This is a genomic window from Paenibacillus glycanilyticus (assembly GCF_051200795.1).
Taxonomy (GTDB): domain Bacteria; phylum Bacillota; class Bacilli; order Paenibacillales; family Paenibacillaceae; genus Pristimantibacillus; species Pristimantibacillus glycanilyticus.
The window spans coordinates 2,962,015-2,983,788 of sequence record NZ_CP195155.1 but is presented as its reverse complement, the minus strand read 5'-3'; the positions used below and the strand labels follow the sequence as shown (position 1 = coordinate 2,983,788).

Annotated in this window: 20 protein-coding genes; 3 read left to right on the top strand and 17 right to left on the bottom strand. The window is 50.5% G+C overall.

The window, feature by feature from the left end; all coding sequences use genetic code 11:
• Positions 1-7: 7 nt before the first annotated feature.
• Positions 8-1,231 (bottom strand): MFS transporter, encoded by a 1,224-nt coding sequence (locus tag ACR9FF_RS13665; protein WP_435171703.1) that lies wholly within the window; start codon positions 1,229-1,231, stop codon positions 8-10.
• A gap of 146 nt (positions 1,232-1,377) precedes the next feature.
• Here ACR9FF_RS13665 and ACR9FF_RS13660 point away from each other — a divergent pair, with 146 nt between their 5' ends.
• Positions 1,378-1,578 carry a hypothetical protein gene (locus tag ACR9FF_RS13660; protein WP_127496672.1) on the top strand — a complete coding sequence of 67 codons (201 nt, stop codon included), beginning with the start codon at positions 1,378-1,380 and terminating at the stop codon, positions 1,576-1,578.
• A gap of 13 nt (positions 1,579-1,591) precedes the next feature.
• Here ACR9FF_RS13660 and ACR9FF_RS13655 read toward each other — a convergent pair whose 3' ends face one another.
• The 11 genes from ACR9FF_RS13655 to ACR9FF_RS13605 form a co-directional block, all read right to left on the bottom strand.
• Complete coding sequence (locus tag ACR9FF_RS13655; protein ID WP_435171701.1) at positions 1,592-2,527, bottom strand: glycerophosphodiester phosphodiesterase; 936 nt, start codon at positions 2,525-2,527, stop codon at positions 1,592-1,594.
• Positions 2,528-2,696: 169 nt separating this feature from the next.
• Positions 2,697-4,364 carry a thiamine pyrophosphate-binding protein gene (locus ACR9FF_RS13650; RefSeq protein WP_435171699.1) on the bottom strand — a complete coding sequence of 556 codons (1,668 nt, stop codon included), beginning with the start codon at positions 4,362-4,364 and terminating at the stop codon, positions 2,697-2,699.
• Positions 4,365-4,390: 26 nt separating this feature from the next.
• On the bottom strand, positions 4,391-6,181 hold the full coding sequence (locus ACR9FF_RS13645; RefSeq protein WP_435171697.1) for an ATP-binding protein: 1,791 nt from the start codon (positions 6,179-6,181) through the stop codon (positions 4,391-4,393).
• Positions 6,182-6,203: 22 nt separating this feature from the next.
• Positions 6,204-7,100 (bottom strand): GGDEF domain-containing response regulator, encoded by an 897-nt coding sequence (locus ACR9FF_RS13640; RefSeq protein ID WP_435171694.1) that lies wholly within the window; start codon positions 7,098-7,100, stop codon positions 6,204-6,206.
• Between the two features lie 21 nt (positions 7,101-7,121).
• A complete protein-coding gene (locus ACR9FF_RS13635) occupies positions 7,122-8,168 on the bottom strand; it encodes an HD-GYP domain-containing protein (RefSeq protein ID WP_127496667.1) in 1,047 nt (348 codons plus the stop codon).
• Positions 8,169-8,291: 123 nt separating this feature from the next.
• A complete protein-coding gene (locus tag ACR9FF_RS13630) occupies positions 8,292-8,966 on the bottom strand; it encodes a DUF4166 domain-containing protein (RefSeq protein WP_435171692.1) in 675 nt (224 codons plus the stop codon).
• Positions 8,963-9,880, bottom strand: coding sequence for a DoxX-like family protein (locus ACR9FF_RS13625; protein ID WP_435171690.1), 918 nt, complete (start codon positions 9,878-9,880; stop codon positions 8,963-8,965). Before ACR9FF_RS13625 ends, ACR9FF_RS13630 begins: the two co-directional genes overlap by 4 nt.
• Before the next feature lie 134 nt (positions 9,881-10,014).
• Entirely contained in the window at positions 10,015-10,644 is a 630-nt protein-coding gene (locus ACR9FF_RS13620; protein ID WP_435171688.1) for a response regulator transcription factor, read from the bottom strand.
• Between the two features lie 15 nt (positions 10,645-10,659).
• A complete protein-coding gene (locus tag ACR9FF_RS13615; protein ID WP_435171686.1) occupies positions 10,660-11,979 on the bottom strand; it encodes a sensor histidine kinase in 1,320 nt (439 codons plus the stop codon).
• A 3-nt stretch (positions 11,980-11,982) separates the two neighbouring features.
• Complete coding sequence (locus tag ACR9FF_RS13610; protein WP_435171684.1) at positions 11,983-13,044, bottom strand: M42 family metallopeptidase; 1,062 nt, start codon at positions 13,042-13,044, stop codon at positions 11,983-11,985.
• 18 nt (positions 13,045-13,062) lie between these two features.
• A complete protein-coding gene (locus ACR9FF_RS13605) occupies positions 13,063-13,620 on the bottom strand; it encodes a GNAT family N-acetyltransferase (protein WP_435171682.1) in 558 nt (185 codons plus the stop codon).
• Positions 13,621-13,763: 143 nt separating this feature from the next.
• Here ACR9FF_RS13605 and ACR9FF_RS13600 point away from each other — a divergent pair, with 143 nt between their 5' ends.
• The gene (locus tag ACR9FF_RS13600) at positions 13,764-14,981 is read left to right on the top strand and encodes a chloride channel protein (RefSeq protein WP_435171680.1); all 1,218 of its coding nucleotides are present in this window, start codon (positions 13,764-13,766) and stop codon (positions 14,979-14,981) included.
• Positions 14,982-15,128: 147 nt separating this feature from the next.
• On the opposite strand, the gene ACR9FF_RS13595 is transcribed toward ACR9FF_RS13600, so the two are convergent.
• Positions 15,129-16,007 carry a radical SAM/SPASM domain-containing protein gene (locus ACR9FF_RS13595; RefSeq protein WP_435171678.1) on the bottom strand — a complete coding sequence of 293 codons (879 nt, stop codon included), beginning with the start codon at positions 16,005-16,007 and terminating at the stop codon, positions 15,129-15,131.
• Positions 16,008-16,107: 100 nt separating this feature from the next.
• Here ACR9FF_RS13595 and ACR9FF_RS13590 point away from each other — a divergent pair, with 100 nt between their 5' ends.
• On the top strand, positions 16,108-16,311 hold the full coding sequence (locus ACR9FF_RS13590; protein WP_127496730.1) for a hypothetical protein: 204 nt from the start codon (positions 16,108-16,110) through the stop codon (positions 16,309-16,311).
• A gap of 41 nt (positions 16,312-16,352) precedes the next feature.
• On the opposite strand, the gene ACR9FF_RS13585 is transcribed toward ACR9FF_RS13590, so the two are convergent.
• From ACR9FF_RS13585 to ACR9FF_RS13570, 4 genes are all read right to left on the bottom strand, one after another.
• Positions 16,353-16,556, bottom strand: coding sequence for a hypothetical protein (locus tag ACR9FF_RS13585; protein ID WP_317981888.1), 204 nt, complete (start codon positions 16,554-16,556; stop codon positions 16,353-16,355).
• 128 nt (positions 16,557-16,684) lie between these two features.
• On the bottom strand, positions 16,685-17,998 hold the full coding sequence (locus ACR9FF_RS13580) for a stalk domain-containing protein (RefSeq protein WP_435171675.1): 1,314 nt from the start codon (positions 17,996-17,998) through the stop codon (positions 16,685-16,687).
• 173 nt (positions 17,999-18,171) lie between these two features.
• Positions 18,172-19,968 (bottom strand): ABC transporter ATP-binding protein, encoded by a 1,797-nt coding sequence (locus tag ACR9FF_RS13575; protein WP_435172101.1) that lies wholly within the window; start codon positions 19,966-19,968, stop codon positions 18,172-18,174.
• 49 nt (positions 19,969-20,017) lie between these two features.
• Entirely contained in the window at positions 20,018-21,766 is a 1,749-nt protein-coding gene (locus ACR9FF_RS13570; RefSeq protein ID WP_435171673.1) for an ABC transporter ATP-binding protein, read from the bottom strand.
• Positions 21,767-21,774: the final 8 nt, after the last annotated feature.

Below are 21,774 nucleotides of genomic sequence, written 5' to 3'. Positions count from 1 at the left end.
GACCGTTCTACGCGCGGTCTGGATCCATACCTTTTGTTTCCCGGCCAAACAGCATCACCGTTAACGCACCAATAACGATCGCAACAAAGAAAACAACGAATACGGCATTAATCGTTGTGCCGTTATCAATCAGCAAGCCTACCAGATACGGTCCGATAATCCCGCCAATCCTCCCGAAGGCTGCAGCAAAGCCTACTCCTGTTGAGCGAACGCTTGTAGGATACAGCTCCGGCGTATAAGCATACATGGCACCCCATGCCCCCAAATTGAAGAAGGACAGGAAAATGCCCGCGGCGAGAAGCATACCGGCTGTACTGGCATTACCGAACCAAATGGCACATATGGCCGTCATAAGCAGATAAACGCCAAGCACCGCTTTTCTGCCGACCCTTTCAATTAAATAGGCAGCCGTAAAATATCCCGGTAATTGGGCTAATGTAATAATAAGCACGTATTGAAAGCTCTTGACGAGCGTAAAGCCTTTCAATACCATAACCGTTGGCAGCCACAGGAACATCCCGTAATAAGAAAAGACGACCGTGAACCAAAGAATCCACAACGTTACGGTAGCCCGTTGATAGGGACCTGACCATAAGGAAGCCACACGCTCGCCAAAGCGAAGCCTTCTTCTGTCGGCCTGCTCTTTATAACGCGGGGAATCCTCGATTGCCCGTCTAAGGAACAACGCATACACCGCAGGAATAGCGCCGATAACGAGAGCCATTCTCCATCCGAAATGCGGAATAAAGAAATAGGAGATGAGGGCAGCAAGAATCCAGCCGCCTGCCCAGAAGCTTTCAAGCAGAACAATCGCTCTGCCTCTTACTTCAACGGGCACCGATTCGGATACTAACGTGGATGCAACCGGAAGCTCCCCGCCTAAACCAAATCCCGCAACAAAACGCAGCATGGCCAGAACCATTAAATTGGGCGCCAGGGCAGATAATCCGCTAGCTACGGAAAACAGCAGCAAAGTCCATAGCAGAACGGCTTTTCGGCCGTAGCGATCGGCCAGCGATCCGGATACCGCTGCGCCAAACGCCATTCCGGTAGAGTTTATCGCGGCAAGCAGACCAATCTGCTGGGCATTGAGGTTCCAATCGACGCTTAAAGCCGCTGCGATAAACGAGACAAGCCCCACATCCATGGCGTCAAATAACCAGCTGAATCCGGCGCTGAACAGCAATTTGCGGTTTTTGGACGTACGCAGTAACGCTGCAGCTTCACTCATCTGCACAAAGCCTCCATTCTTAGCTTCCTTGTTATTTACAATGTGCCCTGGAACGATTGCCATTATGTAACAGGTAACCCGAATGGGACAAATATACTCTGCAATAGGATGGGAAATAGAGATTATCGGAGCTGGAGGAAGCCGAAATGGGAAATAAACAATCGATTGTTATCGTGGTAATTCCAATAGCGGAGGTGAGAAAATTCATTCTTATCGATATCGTTATCAGTACGGCCGCATACTACGCCCTAATCATTCCCTTTCATTCGTTTATAGCAGCAACGGCTGGAAGCATGACCTTGCCCATGCTGATCCGGCGTACGTTAAAGCTCCGCAGCGGCCGATAGCTGGCGGATTCGGTCAGTTATTCAGCCACTGTGCGAGTGTATGGCGAAGCAAGTAAACATAACTGCTATTCTGCCGCAGCACTTCGCGGAACCGGTCCGGATAATCCGTGTATATCCCGTCAACCCCCCAGCTTAATGCCCGGTCCATGTTTAATTGATAATTAACGGTATACGGGTAAATGCGAAGACCGGATTTTTGAACCTTATGAACGTAAGCCGCATTGATTTTCGGAAAATTAGGGCTGATTCCCATTGCGTATTTTTTGATCTTATTTAATGAAAGGCTGCTGATCCGCGCTGGTGTGTTGTACCACATCAACTGCAGCAATTCGATTCTGTCGTTCATCATGTGGATTTTCTTTAAGCTCTTTGCGTCAAAGGACTGGATGATCACGTAATCCTCAAGCCGGTATTGGTAGATGGTCTCCAGCAGCCTTTCTTCAATTCCCGGATTGTAAGGCGAGTCTTTAATCTCCAGAATATAATGCGTTTCCCGGCCAAAAGCGGTGAATATATCGGATAGAGAAGGCACTTGCTGCCTCGCATACTCTTCTCTGGCGTACATGGGATGATGCTGATTAAACCAGGAGCCGGCATCCAGCTGCTTAATGGCATCCAAGGTCATAGCTCCCACCTTGCCTTTCGCGTTCGTGGTACGGTTAACCGTATTGTCATGCATCGCAATGATCTGACCGTCCTTCGTAAGCTGAAGATCAATTTCAATGTAATCCGCCCCTGCTTCAATAGCGCTTCTAAAAGCTGCAAGGGTATGCTCGGGAGCATAACCGGATGCACCGCGATGGGCAATAATAGCTGCGTTCTTCGCAAACCGTTGACCGGCTGACACAGCGGGATGCTCCGCTAAAGACAAGACAAGGACAAGAACTACAGCAACAAGCAAGCCATGCAGCATATAGAAATAAAAGGACGGAATTTCTTTCCTTCGCATTGCCGAACGCCTCCCTTCCGTTGCCCTTAACGTGTCACGGCTTTTCCCTTTTTATGCGATTTTCGCCCAGACCAAGGTGAAACGGCTTCGCCGTCCTTAGGTGGGGAGGTGCGTTGAATTGAAAAAAGCCGCCTCCGCATGTAAACGGAAGGCAGCTTTTCGGTTTCAATTAATAAGTTGCGCCCTGCAAAAACTTCACGCGCTCACCCATCGGCGGAATTTCGTTCCCCTCGACGTTAATCTCGATGACGATAGGTCCCTTCGATTGGTCGAACCAGTCTGTCGCAAGCTCTGGGCGGAGCTCGTCCAAGGATTCAGCCTGCGCGTACCGGACGCCAAGCGCTTTCGCAACATTCGCGATGCTTGTACGCTGCTGGGAGAAGTCTTCCAGGCAGCGTCTGTACTGCATCATGTGTCCATGATAAACCATGCCAAGACGGGCATTGTTAATGACGACAAATACGATCGGGAGATCGTATTCCTTAGCCGTCAGCACTTCCATGCCATGCATAAAGAAGCAGCCGTCACCGGTAATACTGATGACCGGACGAGCCGGCTCCGCAAGCTGAGCGCCGAGAGCACCGCTAATTCCCGACCCCATTCCGCCGAAGTTAATGTTGATATCGAACTCTTGCTTCTCGCGGACAACGATATTTTTAATCGAGTAGGTCATAAATTCGCCGATATCTACATAATACCGGGCATTGTCAGGCGCAAGAAGATTAAGCTGCCGGATCGCGGATCTTGTATTCCAGTCCTCTGTACCCGGACCAGCTGCTTCCAATGCGGCAGCCGCTTCCTTGTAGGCGCTTGAGATCTCCTCAAGCTGTTCTTCCTGCACGCCTGCGGACAAGCGGTCAATCAACTGCCATACGGCTAGCTCGATATCTCCGTGTACCGGGTAATCGGTATCGAAGTTTTTGCCCAATTCCCGTTTATCATGATCGATGTGAATGATCTGTTTGCCGTTCACCAGCCGCTCATCCCAGCTGCTTGTTGCCGATTCGCCTAATGCGGAACCAACAATCATTAACAGATCATGGTTATCACCGCGAAGATAGTCCACCGCCGAATCATTGCTCGCCAATCCGTATACGCCTAAGGCAAGAGGATGATTTTCCGGGAAGGCGCCTTTGCCGCGCGGCGTTGTCGCAACATGCCAACCGGTCAGCTCGGCGAATCGACGAATCGTATCTTTAAATTCCTTGGAGCCGTGTCCGAGCATTAACGCGCCGCGGCGCCCCGCTTTTTTGATGGCTGCCGCAGCGGCTTCAATCTCATCCGCGTTCGGCTGGACGGGTTGCGTCTGAACCGCCGTCAACATTTCCGGCTCGCCAATCTCCGTCATTTGCATGTTGATCGGAATCGTAATATGTACCGGTCCGGGAATTCCGCTAATCGCGGTATTGTAAGCTTCGGCCAAAACACGCGGCAGATCCTCGGGATTGGTAACGGTCTTGCTCAGCTTGGTGACGGAAGAGAAGATCGGATCAGCGTTTAGTTCCTGACCGCCGCCTTTTCCGAATTTCGTAGTAGGGATTGCCCCTGTTAGGAAAATAACCGGAAGCTTCTCGCGCCATGCATTGGCTGCAGGCGTGACCAGATTGGTTGCCCCGGGACCGCTCGAACCGACGCAAACGCTTGGAATACCTGTAATTCGTGTATAGGCTGCTGCCATATAACCTGAACTTGACTCATGCTTGGCTACAATGGATGTTAATTCTGGAAGTTCATGCAAGCAATCATACAATGCATTGATAGAGCCCGCCGGGACTCCGAAAATGTACTTGACCCCTTGACTAACCAAAAATCTTAATCCAGCTTCGATTGCTCTCATCTTATTCTCCTTCTATTCTCTTTCTCTTATTTCTTAACGGTAAATTTGAATACGGAGCCTTCCCCTTCGGTCGATTCAAACGAAATTTTGCCCCCGTGCATTTCAATAAGCTGTCTCGATATGGCAAGGCCAAGGCCGGTACCGTTAATTTGATTGTTCACCTGATAAAACTTCGTGAAAATATTTTTTTGCTTTTCCACAGGAATTCCAATGCCGGTATCAATCACTTCGATCGTCATCTCATTGTCTTTCATGTATGCCTTAATCGTAATTTTGCCTCTCTGCGGGGTAAACTTGATCGAATTGGATAAGAGATTCAGCAAAATTTGCAAAATCCGCTCGCGGTCCGCCCGCATCGTTCTGTTCGCGCCCGCGTGAATTTCAACTTCAAGCTCCAGCTTCTTCTTATTGATCAGAGAATCTACGATATGGGTGGCTTCCCGGATCAACTCTTCGAAATCGAACTCCGAATAAGTCAGTTCGAATTTCCCGTTCTCCATCTTGGCGAAATCAAGCAGCTCATTCACCTGATTCAGCAGACGCTCGATCGATTTACCTGCTGTCTCCAATAGATCGAGCTGGGAATCGTTCAGCTTGCCAAGCACTTCTTTGCGCAAAATATCAACGGTACCTTTTACGGCCGTGATAGGAGTACGGAGCTCATGAGACAGCGTCGCGATAAAATCGCTCTTCAGCTCGTTCAGGTACTCGAGCTCCTTCACCAATCCTTCAAGCTTGAAGTTCGCCTGCTGCAGCTCCATCGAACGTACGTTGACCGAATAATCCAGATGCTCGGTATGGATGGCATTCGCGAGAGCGGTCGCCGTTACATCCGCAATGGACTGGCAGAATTCGATCTCGCCAGGCTCGTATTCGCGGCATACGTTCATGGTTGGGATGACGACGTCGCCAAACACGCGGTCCTTTGCGACAAGCGGAATGAGCAGCAGGCTTTTGATGCCGAACATCTCGCAAGCCCGGTGATCCGGCCGGGGATCCGCGTAAACATCCGAAATCGCTATCGCTTTTTTCTCCGTCACAACCTCATAGAACAGTTTGTCCTTGTCAATGCTCAGCTTGATATCTTCGCGATGCCTGTTCTTCCATTCCTCTTCCGTTACGCTGACCGAGGAAATATGATAAGGCTCGATCGTACGGTCCTTCTCGTTGTATAAGTGGATGCCCACTTCATCCGAGCCGGTTGCCCGTTTCATATAGTGGAAACAGGTTTTTAATACTTCGCGGACGGACAGCGACTTGGACAATGCCTTTGTCGCGTCAAGCAGCAGCTGCTGCTTGTCCACGAGATTTTTCGTATTTTCGAACATCTGGATATTGTGAATCGCAACGCTGACCATATTAACGAAGGCTTCCGTTACTTCGATCTGTTCGCGGGTCAGATTCATCGGTTTCCCGAAATCATGGACAAATACAACGCCAAATACCGAATCATTCACGATAACGGGAATACCCAAAATGGATTTGATCTTCATCAGCAGCTTCTTATCGTCGTCAATGCGCGGGTCAAGATTAGTGTCGTCGATATAGTCGCTTGCTCTTCTTTCCAGGATATCGCATACAAAGCGGTCCTTCTGAGGATCAATTAGGAGCTCCGTAATATCGATCGACATTTTGTTCCCCTTATACCCGATAAAAGTGCCGTCAGGCTGCTTGAGGAAAAATCCGACCAGATCCGCCTGCGTGATCTCGCTGGCGATGGCGTCAACGAATACTTGCAAAATATCGGATAGCTCAAATTGCGAATTAATTACTTTCGTCATCAGAAATAATTTTTTGAAGCTCTTTAATTCCATCATTAATATTCACCTATCCATCCGTTTAATAGATCGTGATCTGATTTTTGCCGCTTTGTTTGGACCGCAGCAAGGCCCGGTCGGCAAAGCCAATGATTTGTTCAAAGGAATAATGGTCTGAGCTCTTCGTAATTCCAATGCTGACTGAAGCTTTCACACTCTGTTCCACCAGCGAGCCGATTGCAAGTTCGTTTACCGTCCGGATAATCTCCTGCGCAGTCTCCATTGCTCCCTGCTCCTGCTGCAGCAAGACAAGGAACTCGTCCCCGCCGAAGCGGAAGGCAAGATCATTCTCCGGAGAGATCGCCTTCTGAATAATGGAAGCAATCTCTTGCAGAACTTGATCCCCTACTAGATGGCCAAATGTATCATTGATATATTTGAAGTTGTCCATGTCGATCATCAGCATCGCGCCGTAATCCGCCAAGCTAACCGATGATTCCAAGAGTAGCTCGTTTAAATACATCCGGTTGTATAAGCCGGTTAAAGCGTCCGTATTCGCTCTTTCGGACAGTTTTTCTTTGTCGCTCATCAGACGTTCCAGCTTCTGCTTTTGTCCCAGAGCATAGCTGACCTTCATTTCAAGCAGATCAAGATCGTAAGGCTTGGTCAAATAGTCAAAGGCACCAAGCTGCAGGCCTTGCAAAATATCCTTCTTCTGCACATTGGCAGACAAAAAGATAATGGGTGTATCAAATTCTTCCCGGCTCATCCATTGCTTGCAGACGTCAAAGCCGGACATGTCAGGCATCATCACGTCCAGTAGTATGAGATCCGGACGAATCTCATCGTACAACCTTAATGCCTCAGAGCCGCACTCTGCCGTATGTATGCTGTAATTTAAGGAGTTCAAAAATATACGAAGAATTTGTACATTATGCGGTTCATCGTCCACGATGAGTATCTTTTCACGCAATGACATACTCCAACTCTCTTTCCGATTTCATTCACCTGTAGATAAGGTTCTCATCGTCATTTGCTCATCGATGATCTCAAGGAACAGCGTGACGAGCTGTTCGTCAAACTGCGTATTCACGTTCGTAATTAACTGCTTTCTGACTTCCTCCACATGAAGGGAGCTTCGGTAAACCCGGGTTGAAGTCATCGCATCGAAAGCATCCGCCAGGCTGACGATCCGGACAAGCAGCGGGATTTCGTCCCCCTTTAGGCCATCCGGGTAACCTCTTCCGTCAATACGCTCATGATGCCATCTTACGATTGGCAGGATGTCCTTCACTTCCGGAAGATCCTTCAGAAGCTGGTAGCCGATAGCCGGATGCTGGCGTATAACGTCAAACTCGTCATCGGTAAGTCTGCCGGGCTTCATCAATATATGATCCGGAATAGCCAGCTTGCCGATATCGTGCAGAAGAGCGGCCAGCTTCAGCAGCTCGAGTTCGGCCGGACAAAGGCCAAGCTTTTCTCCAAGCAACGAGGAATAAAAGGCGACGTTATAGCAATGGTCCACCGTGAAGCTGTCCTTCATCCGCAGCGTGTTAAACAGGCTCTCGAAAGACTGTTCCTTCAGAAATTGCTTGCGGAAATAGATCTTGTCGATGAGCTGGTCCATATGCAGTTTATTCATTCGGCAAATTTGAAGCTCTTCGGGTGTTAATGATCGCTGAGATTGAAAACAGAGCAGGAGTGTGCCATACGTTGCATTACGTTTGATATGGAAGGGATATATCGTGTGGAAAGACGTCTCCGAAAGGGAGATTCCGTCTATCGTATCATCTAGTCGCAGTGGTCTTCCATCTGGAATACGCTCGAAAAAATCAGCCTGTACAGCAAGCTGTTGAAGCTGGCTGGTATCCACCTGCAGCATATTGTACGAATACGCTGCCGGCTCCTGACGCTGTGAATCCTCCATTAGAAATAAACAAATTTGCTCGCAGCCGATCGTATCTTTTAAAAAATGGCCAAGAAGCCCCATTGAATCAAATATGGAGTTTGAGTTAATGACGCTCTTGAAAAATACCGAATTATGCATGCTTCAACCTCTATTTCTCATGAATACATGAAGCTTTAATCCTTATTTCATTCGACATATAGTCTTTTTTTCCTTCCTTTGTTTAGAAAAATTTGTCGTTTCATGCGAAGCTAATATTTAACATCACTCACGCGCTTCTTCCCTTAGCGGCTTCGCATCTAACGGGATATGTCTCATGGGAATCAATTCTGCGTCAAAACTCCCTTCATAATGAAAAACCGTACCCAAAACGGGGCTGCTGACAATCACGCTAATCCGGTACTTTTCCCGTTCGTCGTCATACCATTCGGTAACATCTGCCGTTCCTGTGAGCTGCGCCGGCCATGTAAATTGAAGGAGTCCCTCGTAGAACCTCTGATCCCCCGAACGAATCCTTATCCCCCCATTGCTTGCAGCCGTAATATCCAGATCCACCGCCAAATGCTGCTTATTACCCAGGTAGTCCACGATTCCCTTTCTATCAGCGCTGTAAATCATCGTGGCGTCAAAATGCCTAATGGACCGCTTGAACTGAAATTTGCGGATCCAGGTTACCGTCTCGCGGCCAAATCCGTCCCGATAAGCATAATTTTCAATCGTAAACGGGATGCCGCTTCCACCCTGAGGGAACATAATATGCCGCGATGCTCCTAAGGCAAGCGGCAATGCCGCCCACTTATTAAACCAGATCCGGTCCATAACCCCTTGGCCGATAGAAGCGATTTGGTCCTTGCTGCTGAACCCGAATCGCTCTTGAATGCGAGGATGGAGCTTCTTAAACTCCTCTCCCAATGCTTGTTCGTAGATGGATCTCGTCATTTCTTCATTTCCCCTTTCTTGCGGATGCAATTGGCGGCGTCAGGCAAGTCCTTGGAAGTCCATAGGCCAATCAGGCATAGCCCTGTCATTGCCGCGCTTAACACAAAAGGATTAAACGGCTGCTCCAACAGCGATGGTGCATAAGCCAAAGCTCCTCCTGCAAGCGCCAATAATCCCGCTGCCTGAAGGTAGTAAATCCATTTCTTCCGGTGATATGTCAGAAGCAGCAAGCCTAACAGAATCTCCGCGGCTCCCAGCCATTTCAGAGCTTGCTGTTCCATTCCCGGGAACATATTCATGCTTTGCATGATGCTTAGCTCTCCCGCTTCCGGGTACATCCACTTCGGTACGAGACCTTCATACAGCCATAGCAGGCTTAATAGAACCGTGCACAAATAATGAATCAGCGTACGCTGCAGGCTGACTGCCGGCGGGATCCGCTTCTCCAGCCACAACCGCAAAACATCAAAGCTGAGAGCGGTAGCCCAGCCGAATAAAGGACGGAACAAAAGGCGGTCGAACCATTGCCCAAGCCGGCCGAACCGGGTGACATAATCGTATTTCGTAAGGAAGGTAATCGAGTCCGCGTTCGGGCGATACTGCCAATATCCCGCTCCATGACGGATTAATGAGAACGGCTGCTCCGAGCCGAAGGCAAGGGTAGACAGCCTGCCTCCCGCCCCTTCGCGCTGCGAGGATTTCGTCCTGCCCGTTCCGCTTATCCGAAGGCCAAAGCCAATTCGCGTCTCATAAAGAAAAGCTAACGTGTTCCTCTCCGATTTGCGGGGCAGATAGGTGATGCTTGAAAACCGCAAATCCCACTGCTCATGCAGCTCGGCGGTCTGGGTATAGGTCCACAGCTTTTCCATATCGGTATGAATGTTCAGTTCCACGTAAATCGGTTTTCGTTTCATTGCGGCAATCCAGCTCCTTTCCCCTACATTCTAGGACGGCTGGCCGGAAGACGGCAGTTCTAAGTTTTTTAGAACCCTGCTATGCAGAAAAAAAGGACGCTGCTTTTCAAAAGCAGCGTCCTTGCCTTATTGCGTTATTTGGGCGGAAGCAAGCCTTTGCGCCGCACCTTTTCCACGGCTTCCTTGCGGCTTGTTACCCCCAGCTTTTTAAGCATTTTGTTCACCTGATTCTTCAGGGTGCTTTCCGTCTTGTACAGCTTCTTCTCCATCTGCGGCTGCGTATAACCCTGCTCGATCAGCTCAAACACCTCGCGCTCCGCGGCAGTCAGCTGCCTCAGCTGCTCCTCCCGTTTCAGCCTGGCGTAATCCTTAAGCAAGGCTTCCATTGCCCGCGGATGCTGATGCGCATTCCTTATGACATGGGGAAGCTCTTTGTAATTGGTTTTCTCCACGTAATTAACCGCCCCCGCCGTAAAAGCCTGCATGATGATGGATTCGTCCTTCATCGACGTCAGCATGATGATCTTAGCCGGATGAATATCATGAAGCTCGATAGCGGTATGAATGCCTTCTTCCTCGTAGTCCGTCAGCTGGATATCCAGCAGGACGACATCGAAGTCAAGCTGCCTTGCCTTTTCAATCGCTTCCCGGGAAGAAGTGGCGAAACCGGCAACCTCCAGGTCGGGCTCGCTGTTCAAATAAGCGGTCATTGCCCGGATCCAATCCGGATCATCCTCGACGAGAAAGATTCTAATCGTTGCCATGATGGGCTCCTCCTGTCAGCCGAAGCGGATGTTCTTAGCGGCAAAATGCAAAATAACGGTCGTCCCTTCATTCTCCCTGCTTAACACGTCAACAGAGCCTCCGCTCTTTTTCATCACATTGTAGACGTAAGACAAACCTAGTCCAAAGTTGCTCGAGCGGTTTTTCGTGCTGAAAAACGGTTCGAATACACGCTCCAGCTGATCGGCCGGTATCCCTTTTCCATCATCTTTGATGGTTAACCGCACGGACTTTTTTTCTCGGTCCAAGCGTATCGCTAATGACCCGCCGGCGTCCATGGCTTCAGCCGCGTTAATCAATGCGTTGCCGATCGCCTCCGATAAATGAACGGGATCGCCAATCGCGATTGGCCGGCAGTCATAATCTTCTCTAACATGGATTTCCTTCTGCTCAAACAGCCCCTTATGTTTAGCCAAACAGCTTAGCACAAGCTCGTCAAGCTTGAAGGGCTTCTCAACAAGCACGATATCCCGCATCTGGCTGTGAATCCGGTTCACCATGCCCAGCATATGCTCCGAGGCTGACGTTATGATGGCAAGATGAGATAACGAATCCGGCGACCGGTCTGCCAATTCCCGCTTCAGGTTATCCGAGCTGAGAGCGATTTTACCGATTTCGTTTTTGATGGAATGATTGAGCTGCACCGCCCCTGAGCTGACCGCCTTCATCGTCCCTTCGAGCGGATCCTTCTCAAAACGCAGCCTTACGCCCAGCACGCCGTAAATAAACGTGCAAATCAATGCAACGGATAACGAATAAATAATGAACAAGGACACGTAACGGAATGCTTCCAAATCCGGAGCGACAACTGCCGCTATGTTAATAAAGAGCAGCACCGCCAGAATAGTCGGCACGATAATTACAGTTGCGATAAAACGGTTCCGTCTCTTGCGGCGGTTCGTCTCCCTCCATAAGGAGACGATAAGCAATAGGCAGGCAGCGATGTAATAAAAGGCTGCCCAACCTAGCAAGAATCGGTAATTCATCCGAATTTCGGGCATTAGTGGAGTCGTCAGCATCATCCACGCAGGAAAAACAAGCAGAGCAAGCTTCAAATACAGCCTCACTCTTTTTACCGGTACCAGCTCGGAATAAACGATGCTAAACACAAGAATGCCGTAAGGCGATAACGTATGGTTCAGCAGCTGCTCGATGCTTGCCCATTCGTTATATCCGTACCGGATCAATACATCCGTCAAGCCGCCTATCGCGGCCGCTCCGAGGAAAAAAGCCGCCCAGCGGTTCATCTCGCTGCGGGGATTGTTCACCAGCAAGATGACCGCGGCTGTCAGCAGCGCGAAGAAGTAATAAATCATCCGTTAGGAAAGGGATAATCCCAGGTACGCAAGCAGCAGAGCTGCGGTATTTACGATCGCATCGGCGTGAGTCCGTTCCATCGCATGCGAGGCGTGAACGCCGGGTCCGATTAATGCAGCGCGAATGTTGCTTCCTCCCCGCAGCGCAGCAGAAGCGTCGGAGCCGTAATGCGGATAAATATCGACGGCATAAGGCAGCTGATGCTGCTTCGCAAGCTCGATCAGTCTCGAAGTCATCTCGTAATCGTACGGTCCGGAAGAATCCTTGGCGCAGATCGATACATCGCGCTCCGTCGTGGACAAATCGTCGCCAATCGCCCCCATGTCAACCGCGATTAGCTCCGTAATGTCGGCCGGCATATAAGAATTGCCGTGTCCTACTTCTTCGTAAGTGGAGAAAATAAGCTTTAGCGTTCGCTCCGGCTTTTTATCGGCCCGCTTCATCCATTCCAGAAGACCAAACAACGCCGCAACGCTTGCTTTGTCGTCCAGATGCCGGGATTTCACCCAGCCTTGCGGCGTAATCCGCACTCTAGGATCCCACGACACGATATCGCCTACCGCGATGCCAAGAGACTCCGTTTCCGCCTTGCTGGACGTATTTTCGTCGATTCGGATCTCCATGTTGGCTTCGTCCCGCTTCCATTCCCTTGCGTCCGAATAGACATGAACGGAGGTTTTGGTAGACAAAACCGTGCCCTCGTACTGCCTTCCGTCCCTGGTATGAATCAGGCAATATTCACCTTCAATCGTCTCCATGTTGTAGCCGCCAATGGGAGTGATGCGCAGCATGCCGTTTGGTTTAACGGAACGGACCATAGCGCCAAGCGTATCGACATGGGCGGTATAGGCAATCGCATCAGCCGAATCGCCGCTGCCCGCAATCGTGATCATTCCGTTCCCCTTAGGCGTGCGCTCCATCGTATAACCAAGCTTCGCCGCTTCCTCCTCGAGTCGGTTCATAATGTTCATGCAATAGCCGCTAGGGCTTGGAATCTGAAGAAGCTCCTCCAGAAAGCGTAAAATATATTTCCGGTTTAATGTTTTATTTAACGGATTTTCCATTTCGCAATCTCCTCCTGCCTATTTCTTGGAATATGCCTTTTCGTGAAAGGACGTTATGTAACGGAACAGCTTTTTCCCGCTCCCGTCACCAAGCCAGGCGTTCTCCTGACTAAGCTGTTTGTACATCGCCCGGTAAGGCTCCGGCACCCAGATATAAGGATGCTCGTAATCGGTAATCGTGAACCCGTTCCGCTCCCAGAACCGGATGCGACGCTCATTTGTTGCCGTATGCTCCGACTCCACCTCGATAAGCAGTCCATCAAGCAGCATGACCTTTTGCGCCCATTCCGCTATGGCTTCGATCAGTTGAGAGCCGATTCCCTGTCCTCTGCGCCGCCCGGAAACCGCGATATAATCGATAAGCAGTATTTTTCCTCCGCCCGTCAGACCGGATATCGCCATTGCTTCGACCTTGTCCATATCGGAGAGCGTATGGAGAAAACAAGGCATTTTCCGGAACATCCCGTTAATGATTGCATCGGGCTTCCGCCCTTCCTTCGGAAAGGACTGCTCGTACAGCTTCCTCGCAAGCGGCCACAGGGTATTGTCGAGCTCATTCATGGTCGTAAACAGCATTTGCAGCGCTGACTCCTTTTCGCCTATACTTATCTGCTTCTAGTGTACCACTTCTGCCGGTTATTGACGTAATTTTCAAAATGTACGATAGTAATTAAATAATTGTACGAGCGATTTTTTTTAGTTAGGAGCTAATTGGGTTTATGGCTATTGTTATGAAAACATCCCTAGTCCGGCTGGCCGTTGCGGCTGTCGTGGGCATTTGTACCGGATCGGCATCCGCCCTGTTCCTGACAAGCCTGGAATGGGCAACGGAAACATCCATGTCGCATGCCTGGCTGCTATGGCTGCTTCCACTAGGTGGAGCGCTGGTCAGCTGGCTTTATATGCTTTACGGAAAAGATGCGGCAAAAGGCAATAATCTGCTGCTTGACCGGATCTATGGCGGAGAGACGGCTGTTCCTCTGCGCATGGCGCCGCTTGTCCTATTCGGTACGATTGTTACCCATCTGTTCAGCGGCTCTGCGGGCCGGGAAGGAACAGCGGTTCAAATGGGCGGCAGCTTGGCGGAAATGATCAGCAAGCGCTTCAAGCTTAGCGGCGCCGAACGCAAAATCATCCTGCTATGCGGAATCAGCAGCGGATTTGGCTCGGTCTTTGGCACCCCCGCTGCCGGTGCTATATTCGCCCTTGAGGTTGCCGCGCTTGGCGCCATTTCACTCGAGTCCATCCTGCCGGTTTTTCTTGCCAGCTACGTGGGCCATTACGCGACGTTAGCCTGGGGCGCACACCATCTTCATTATTCGATGGGGACAGTCCCTCCGCTAAGCGCTATTCTTCTAGTCAAAATAGCCGCGGCCGCCGTGTTATTCGGGCTTGCTGCCCTATTGTTCGTCAAGTTAACCCATAAGCTTAAGGCCTGGTTCACGAAGCTGCTCCCGAATCCCATGATCAAAAGCTTTGTTGGCGGCCTAATCGTTATCGCGTTGGTCTATCTCGTTGGCTCCCGGAATTATTTAGGCCTTGGTCTTCCATTATTGCAGCATTCTTTCGAGGAAGCCGCAGCTCCGCTAGCTTTCTTGTGGAAAACGATTTTCACTTCCATTACCCTTGGATCCGGATTCCAGGGCGGCGAGGTTACGCCGTTATTCGTGATTGGCTCGACGCTTGGCAGCGCGCTTGCCAACCTGCTTGCCGTATCGGTTCCCCTGCTTGCCGGAATCGGCTTAATCTCGATCTTCAGCGGGGCAACGAACACTCCGCTTGCCAGCTTTATTCTTGGCCTGGAGCTGTTTGGCCTGCAAGGCTACGGCTGGCTCTATATGCTGATCGGCTGCGCAGTCGCTTATCTGTGCTCGGGAGCGCCGGGCATTTATTCCGCGCAGCGCGCGCGGCGTTATTTCAAAGAATTGTGGCACTAAGCACGTTTAGGCGTCTATCTCCATAGGATGATGAAGCGGATGATAGAAATTGCGTACGATCACTGATCCTGTTCGCGATCGGCTAAGATAAACATGAAAACAGCCGTAAACGTATAACGTTCACGGCTGTCCGTATGTCTAATTTCCTTATTTGCCGAAGCGCTGGCGGTAGCCGCATTTGCGGCACAGCTCTTCAACCGCTTCCCGTCTCGAGAAGCCGTCAACGAGATTTGTCGCTCGCTCGCCCTCGATAATATCCGAGAACCTCTGCTCATTCATATTACCGAGATTGATAACACCCTCACCGTCGAGGCAGCATGGCACTACGGTACCGTCAATAAGTATGCCTGCCTGATTCCGCATTCCGTAGCAGAAGCCTTTGCCGTCGTCCTCCTTCGCCTTCAGGTCCGGCCATTCGAACTCATAGTCTTGATTCAGATAGACACGATCGGCGATTTTGACTCCGCTTCCGGGCATAACCTTTTCTTCGATAAGAAAATCCAACTCGAACTCGTTCTCAATCATCGACAAAATCTCGCGGTTCCGCTGTCTCTCCGCATTCGTCATATTATCCTGCGTCAAATTCCACAAGCGGAACGAAGTAATCATGTTCGTCTGTTCCATGGCTTCGCGGACGAAAGATAGCACACCGCTGATATACCCTTCCTTATCCTTGGAGCCGGCATGGCCGTCAAAGCTGTGAAGCGAGAAGTTCATCTGCCGGAGCGCCGGCTTGGACAGCAGCTTATGTTTATTTTTCTGAAGCAGCGTTCCGTTCGTCGTAATATTAACCTTAAAGCCCTTCTCGTGACTGATATCCAGCAGCTGGTCAATCTTAGGATGGAGGAGCGGCTCGCCCTTCAAATGAAAATAAATATAGTCCGTAAACGGTTTGATCTGATCCAGCCGCTCCGTAAAGTCTTCTATGCTTATAAAACCTTTTGCGCGTTCGGTTGGTGGACAGAAGGAGCACGCCAGGTTACAAATGCTCGTAATCTCGATATAAAATTTCTTGAATCTCTTCATTCTTCCAAGCTCCATTCTCTCGCGTTGCTAATCGTCTACCCACCATTATACCATTAAAATCAATCAGGAGGTTGATTGGATTATGTTTATGCAGGGTCAAATGTCCATTCAGCAAAAAGCAATGATGCTGATCGGACGCCCGGTCGGTATCTCTCTCCGCAACGGTCAAGGCGTATCCGGGGTCATTTGCAACGTGCAAGGCGGCCAGGTTTACATCATGCAATATATGTACGCCACGCAGTTCGCTACTTTCCATTACAGCTTTAACGATATTAACGATATATTGCCGTATCCGGCTTGCTAACACAAAAAACCGCGGAATTTTTCGCGGTTTTTTTGTTGTCCTTAGCGGACAATTACGGCTATGATTTTGTTCAATGCCACATAAATCTTCGCGTTGAACGCTTTAAGGACAACGACTCCTTTTTTCACCGCTACTACCCGTCCTACAATTTCTTCACCGGAAACTGTTTTAAGCACAATAAGCTTGCCTTTCTTTTTTGCGGCTTCAATAATTTCAGGAAGCTCACTCGGAAACATCACTCCCATGTCGATCCCCCCTTTCCACTCTGCTACTCTAGTAATATGAAAGGGATAGAAGAGGGTTCGGGCTTTTCCAAAAAAAATCAGCGGGAGATTGGGAAAGATATCCCATTCTGCCGCTGTTGGCCTTAAAACTATTCTTTTATAACGGATTTATTAATGGCCGGAATCATATCAGGCGAATATTTGCTATACAAGCCCAAGCGCCACAGCGCAGCTCCCTTCAACTGGTAACGCTTGGCTAAGCCAAGCTTATCGTCGATGGATTGCGGCGTTTCCGCACTTAGATCGATGCCAAGTAGAAGCTTGGATTTGGGAACGCCTGCTTTTAAAGCCATTTGGATGGCTTCGTTTACCTTATTATTGGGATTGGGTACTTGAGATGCCGTGCCCGAAGGATTGTATTTGTAAGCCATGAGAACAAGGTCGTCCGCTAGGCTTGCCAGCGTCTTGTAATCATAGCCTTGATATGCGCTGTTTGGCGCATGCACAACCAAGGACAATGCAGCATCCTGCGGAAGCGCATCCTTCAGCTGCTTCACATAGTTATTTAGAAGCTTCTGCTGCTCAACCTTGTCCATTTGGAAGCCAAGCCCTTCAAAGTCCAGAACCACGCCGCCAAAGCCGTAATCCGATATGGCCTTTGTAATGCCGTTGATCGAATTGGCGCGAAGCGTCTCGCTGCCCATCATTGTCGTGAGCTCGTTTTGCCCATCGAGGGAATAGACCATCAGGTAGGGCTTGATGGACTTATCCGCGGCATCGCTTACTAACGATTGCGGCGTGACATCGCCATTAGGCTCCGGGACCCGGTATTCAGAGCCTTCGAGCGTAAAATTGCCGTCACGGTCAATTCGGCTCCAGCCATAGGCAACGGAGTTCGCCGAATTCACGAGATCCCGCTCCGCGAAAGAGGATAACGCATAGAATGTACGCAGATGCATTGCTTTTTGCGGCGATTTGATCGTCACGGTATTGGTTGATTGACTCCAGCCGACTTGAGCGCCGAATTGGGTGCTGAAGAAGCTTAACGGGATAAGCACGCGATTACTTCGCATCATCGGCGCTGCCGGCAGCTTTACGTTCGCCCCGTTTACAACGGCTGTTCCGCTACCAATCTTCATGGACAGCTTTACCGCCTTGCCTTGCTTGATTCCTTCCGCCGTGACCGTCTGCGTCTTCTCGTCCCAGACGACCTTCTGTAGCCCAAGCGCTTCGCCGATGGTGCGGAACGGAACAAAAGTAACGCCTTTTACGATAATTGGCGGGCTATCGAAAGGCAGCTCTACATCATCTAATAGAATCGTAGTCTTGGCAGGAACGGCAGACGTCGCCGTTGCCGTCACGGCTGCTGCCGATTCGGCTTTTCCTTCGGAGACGCCGCTCGTTAACAAGGCAAGCGCCAGTACGGCGGCGGCAGATTTAATTCCCCATTGATTAATCACCATAAACCTCCCATGCTCTACCCTTATTCTTCCAACAAGTGGAAGCGGTATAGCAACGGCCCTAGTATATCAAATTTTTGCTAGGGAGCACAAATGATAGAATAGTCATGAGAGAATGACGGGAAAGGAAAAAAGGACCGAACGGGATTCCGGGCAGAATCCGTCCAGTCCTTTCTCTATACCGTTAAATTCCGGTGCATGCCGTAATAAAGGCCTTCCTTCTCCATCAGTTCGCTGTGGGAGCCTTGCTCGGCAATCGTTCCTTTGTCGATGACGAGAATCGTATCGGCGTTCTGAATCGTAGACAGCCGGTGGGCGATGATAAAGCTGGTGCGTCCCTCCATCATCTGAAGCATCGCTTCCTGAATCCGGAGCTCGGTCCGGGTATCGATACTGCTGGTTGCCTCATCCAGAATCAGAATGGACGGCTCAGCGAGAATAGCCCGTGCAATAGCAAGCAGCTGCCGCTGCCCTTGGCTCAGGTTGCCTCCATTCTCCGTAAGCGGAGTATCATACTGCTGCGTCAAACGCCTGATGAACCCGTCGGCTCCCGCCATACGCGCCGCTCTCCGAACTTCCTCGTCGGTTGCCTCCGGCTTGCCGTACTTCAGGTTTTCCTTCACCGTGCCGGAAAATAAATACGTATCCTGAAGCACAATGCCAAAGGTCCGGCGAAGGCTGTTTCTCGTGTAATCCCGGATGTCCCTCCCGTCAATGAGGATCCGCCCTCCCGTTACGTCATAAAAGCGGCTGAGCAGATTGATTACGGTTGTTTTCCCCGCTCCGGTTGGTCCGACTAAGGCCGTGCTGCTGCCGGCTTCCGCCTTGAAGCTGACGCCTTTCAGTATTTGCACGTCGCTGCGGTAGCCGAACTGTACGTTTTCAAACACAACCTCGCCTTTGGGAGATGCAAGCTCGACAGCATTGGGAGCATCCTCTACTTCTTCCTTCTCGTCAAGCACTTCGAATACCCGCTCCGCGCCCGCAATCCCCGATTGGAGAACGTTATACGTATTGGCCAAGTCCATCATTGGGCGGACAAATTGCCTGGAATAGCTCAAGAAGCTTGCGATAATTCCCACCGTGATCATTCCGTGAACGGCCATAACCCCGCCGACGATCGCTACGGCCGCAAAGCCGATATTGTTGATTACGCTGAGCAGCGGCATCATAAAGCCGGACCAGATTTGCGCCTTGGTGCTTACTTTGCACAACTCGTCATTGTCTCTGCGGAAATCGGCAATCGAAGTTGCTTCATAATTAAAGGCTTTGACAACCTGGAAACCGGTGATCGTCTCCTCGACTTGACCGTTTAATCTCCCCAGCTGCGCTTGCTGGTTTTTGAATAAGGCGCTGGTTCGCTTCGTAATGGTTCGGGCAAGCAGGAAAACAAGCGGTACCGTAATCAAGCTTGCCAGCGTTAACAGCGGACTGAGAACAAGCATCATGATCAAAGATCCGATCAACGCGATTGAACCGGTCATCAGCTGCGCCGAGGTCTGCGAGACGGATGTACTGACATTGTCGATATCATTCGATAGTCGGCTCATTAGTTCGCCATGCCTGCGGGTATCGAAATAAACAAGCGGCAACCGCTGCAGCTTCTCGAATAAGGTGCGCCGAAGCCGGCTGACGATCCGCTGGGAGATCCCTGCCATCATCCAGCCCTGAAGGAAGCTCAGCGAGGCATCCGCCAAATAGGAAGCGACAAGCGCAAACAATACAAGATGCAGCAGACTGAAGTCAACCGCACCTTCGCCTCCTACCATTGCGTTGACGGCAACTCCGATTAAATAAGGCCCCAGAAGCATGATAGCGGAATCGATCAGAATAAAGCCGAATACCAAGGCAAGCTGCTTGCGCTCGCCGCTCAAATAACCCCAAAGGCGCATTAAAGTCGCCCGGAAGTTTTTCGGCTTTTGCTTGGGGCCGCCGCGTCCGCCGAATCCGGGGCCGCCCGGGCGGCCTCCCATGGGCACATTAACCTCGGAACGCGCTGTTCCGTTGTTGGAGTTGGTTCCGTTAGGCTGAGGCATGGTTATCCACCTCCTTGCCGATCTGGGAGCGATAGATCTCCTGATAAACCTTGCAATCCCGCATCAGACGGTCATGATTGCCCATGCCTACGATTTCCCCGTCGTCCATCACGATGATGGTGCTCGCATCCTTCACGGAGGAAATCCGCTGGGCAATGAGCAGACAGGTAACATCCTTTGCGTATTCGTTGATCGCGCGTTTGATAGAGGCCTCCGTCGCACTGTCGAGCGCGCTTGTGCAGTCGTCGAGAATAAGAATATCCGGCTTCCGGATAAGCGCTCTCGCAATCGAGATTCGCTGCTTCTGTCCGCCGGAGAAATTCACTCCGCCTTGTCCAATCATCGTGTTGTACTGCTCCGGAAGTTCCGAGACAAACGAATGAGCCGAAGCCATTTTGGCCGCATCCACGACCTCCTCCATAGACGCGTCCTGCTTCCCGATCCGGATATTGTCCACTACCGGTCCGGTGAACAGCACCGATTTCTGCGGAACGATGGCAATCTTCTCTCTCAACTCATGAGTATCAGCTTCGCGAATATTGATGCCGTTTATTCGGACTTCCCCTTCTGTAACGTCGTAGAAACGAGGGATCAAGTTCACCAGCGTGCTTTTTCCGGAGCCGGTTGAGCCGATTATGGCTACGGTCTCCCCGGGCTGGCAGCTGAAGCTGATCGATTTGAGAACGGGCTCTCCTTCGGGACCATCATAAGAGAAGCTGACATTGTCGAATTCGATAGCGCCCTTACCCTTCAGCTCTTTCACGGCAGATTGCCGGGTGAGGTCCGTCATTGGATTAGTCTCTGCCAGCACCTGCACAATCCGGCCTGTTGAAGCCTTCGCGCGAACGAACATGTTGAAAATCATCGTCATTGTTGTCAGCGAGAACAGAATTTGGGTCATGTAGTTAACGAACGCGATAATATGACCAACCTGGGTATGCCCGTTATTAACCCGGATGCCGCCCAGCCAGATAACAGCCACAATCCCGATGTTCATCGTAAGCGTAACGGCGGGACCAAACACAGACATGACCCTTTGCACGGAAGTAGACCGCTCCTCATATTGCTTGTTAATACCGTTGAATTTATCGACCTCGAGATCAAACCGGTTGAAGGCCTTGACCACTCTGACGCCCGACAGATATTCGCGCATAACGCCGTTTAACCGGTCCAGAGCATTCTGCACCTTCAGGAACAACGGCAGGCCAACCTTCATATTGAGCACAATCATTAATCCGACGATCGGAATTACAATCATAAGAACGATGGATAAGTACGGATTTAGCCGGAAGGCCATAATAAACCCTCCGATGCAAAGCATGGGAGCTTTGACAAAAATCCTCATCATGCCGTTGACGAAGTTTTGGACCTGCGTCACGTCATTGGTAAGCCGCGTAACCAGCGATGCACGGTCGAAGCGGTCTACGCTTTCGAAGCTTAACCCTTGAATTTTCTCGAATAAATCCTGACGAAGCTCTGCCCCAAAGCGTTGGGACACGATGCTGGAGACAATATTGCGGCCGGATGCCGCAATAGCGCCTCCCAGCGTAATCAATAGCATGTAACCCCCGAAATGGAGAACCTTATCCATCTCTTTGTTCGCAACACCCTCGTCCACGATATGAGACATCATGGTCGGCTGAAGCAGATCCGCCAAGGCCTCAACGCTGACGAGCAGGACGCAAAAGGTGAACAACAGGCCGTATTTTCTAATATATTTCGTCATGTGCTGCACGCGAAGAT

Bases quoted from the DNA above. Each gene is read 5' to 3' on its own strand.
- ACR9FF_RS13665 (WP_435171703.1), bottom strand. From the start codon at position 1,231: ATGAGTGAAGCTGCAGCGTTACTGCGTACGTCCAAAAACCGCAAATTG.
- ACR9FF_RS13660 (WP_127496672.1), top strand. From the start codon at position 1,378: ATGGGAAATAAACAATCGATTGTTATCGTGGTAATTCCAATAGCGGAG.
- ACR9FF_RS13655 (WP_435171701.1), bottom strand. From the start codon at position 2,527: ATGCGAAGGAAAGAAATTCCGTCCTTTTATTTCTATATGCTGCATGGC.
- ACR9FF_RS13650 (WP_435171699.1), bottom strand. From the start codon at position 4,364: ATGAGAGCAATCGAAGCTGGATTAAGATTTTTGGTTAGTCAAGGGGTC.
- ACR9FF_RS13645 (WP_435171697.1), bottom strand. From the start codon at position 6,181: ATGATGGAATTAAAGAGCTTCAAAAAATTATTTCTGATGACGAAAGTA.
- ACR9FF_RS13640 (WP_435171694.1), bottom strand. From the start codon at position 7,100: ATGTCATTGCGTGAAAAGATACTCATCGTGGACGATGAACCGCATAAT.
- ACR9FF_RS13635 (WP_127496667.1), bottom strand. From the start codon at position 8,168: ATGCATAATTCGGTATTTTTCAAGAGCGTCATTAACTCAAACTCCATA.
- ACR9FF_RS13630 (WP_435171692.1), bottom strand. From the start codon at position 8,966: ATGACGAGATCCATCTACGAACAAGCATTGGGAGAGGAGTTTAAGAAG.
- ACR9FF_RS13625 (WP_435171690.1), bottom strand. From the start codon at position 9,880: ATGAAACGAAAACCGATTTACGTGGAACTGAACATTCATACCGATATG.
- ACR9FF_RS13620 (WP_435171688.1), bottom strand. From the start codon at position 10,644: ATGGCAACGATTAGAATCTTTCTCGTCGAGGATGATCCGGATTGGATC.
- ACR9FF_RS13615 (WP_435171686.1), bottom strand. From the start codon at position 11,979: ATGATTTATTACTTCTTCGCGCTGCTGACAGCCGCGGTCATCTTGCTG.
- ACR9FF_RS13610 (WP_435171684.1), bottom strand. From the start codon at position 13,044: ATGGAAAATCCGTTAAATAAAACATTAAACCGGAAATATATTTTACGC.
- ACR9FF_RS13605 (WP_435171682.1), bottom strand. From the start codon at position 13,620: ATGCTGTTTACGACCATGAATGAGCTCGACAATACCCTGTGGCCGCTT.
- ACR9FF_RS13600 (WP_435171680.1), top strand. From the start codon at position 13,764: ATGGCTATTGTTATGAAAACATCCCTAGTCCGGCTGGCCGTTGCGGCT.
- ACR9FF_RS13595 (WP_435171678.1), bottom strand. From the start codon at position 16,007: ATGAAGAGATTCAAGAAATTTTATATCGAGATTACGAGCATTTGTAAC.
- ACR9FF_RS13590 (WP_127496730.1), top strand. From the start codon at position 16,108: ATGTCCATTCAGCAAAAAGCAATGATGCTGATCGGACGCCCGGTCGGT.
- ACR9FF_RS13585 (WP_317981888.1), bottom strand. From the start codon at position 16,556: ATGGGAGTGATGTTTCCGAGTGAGCTTCCTGAAATTATTGAAGCCGCA.
- ACR9FF_RS13580 (WP_435171675.1), bottom strand. From the start codon at position 17,998: ATGGTGATTAATCAATGGGGAATTAAATCTGCCGCCGCCGTACTGGCG.
- ACR9FF_RS13575 (WP_435172101.1), bottom strand. From the start codon at position 19,968: ATGGGAGGCCGCCCGGGCGGCCCCGGATTCGGCGGACGCGGCGGCCCC.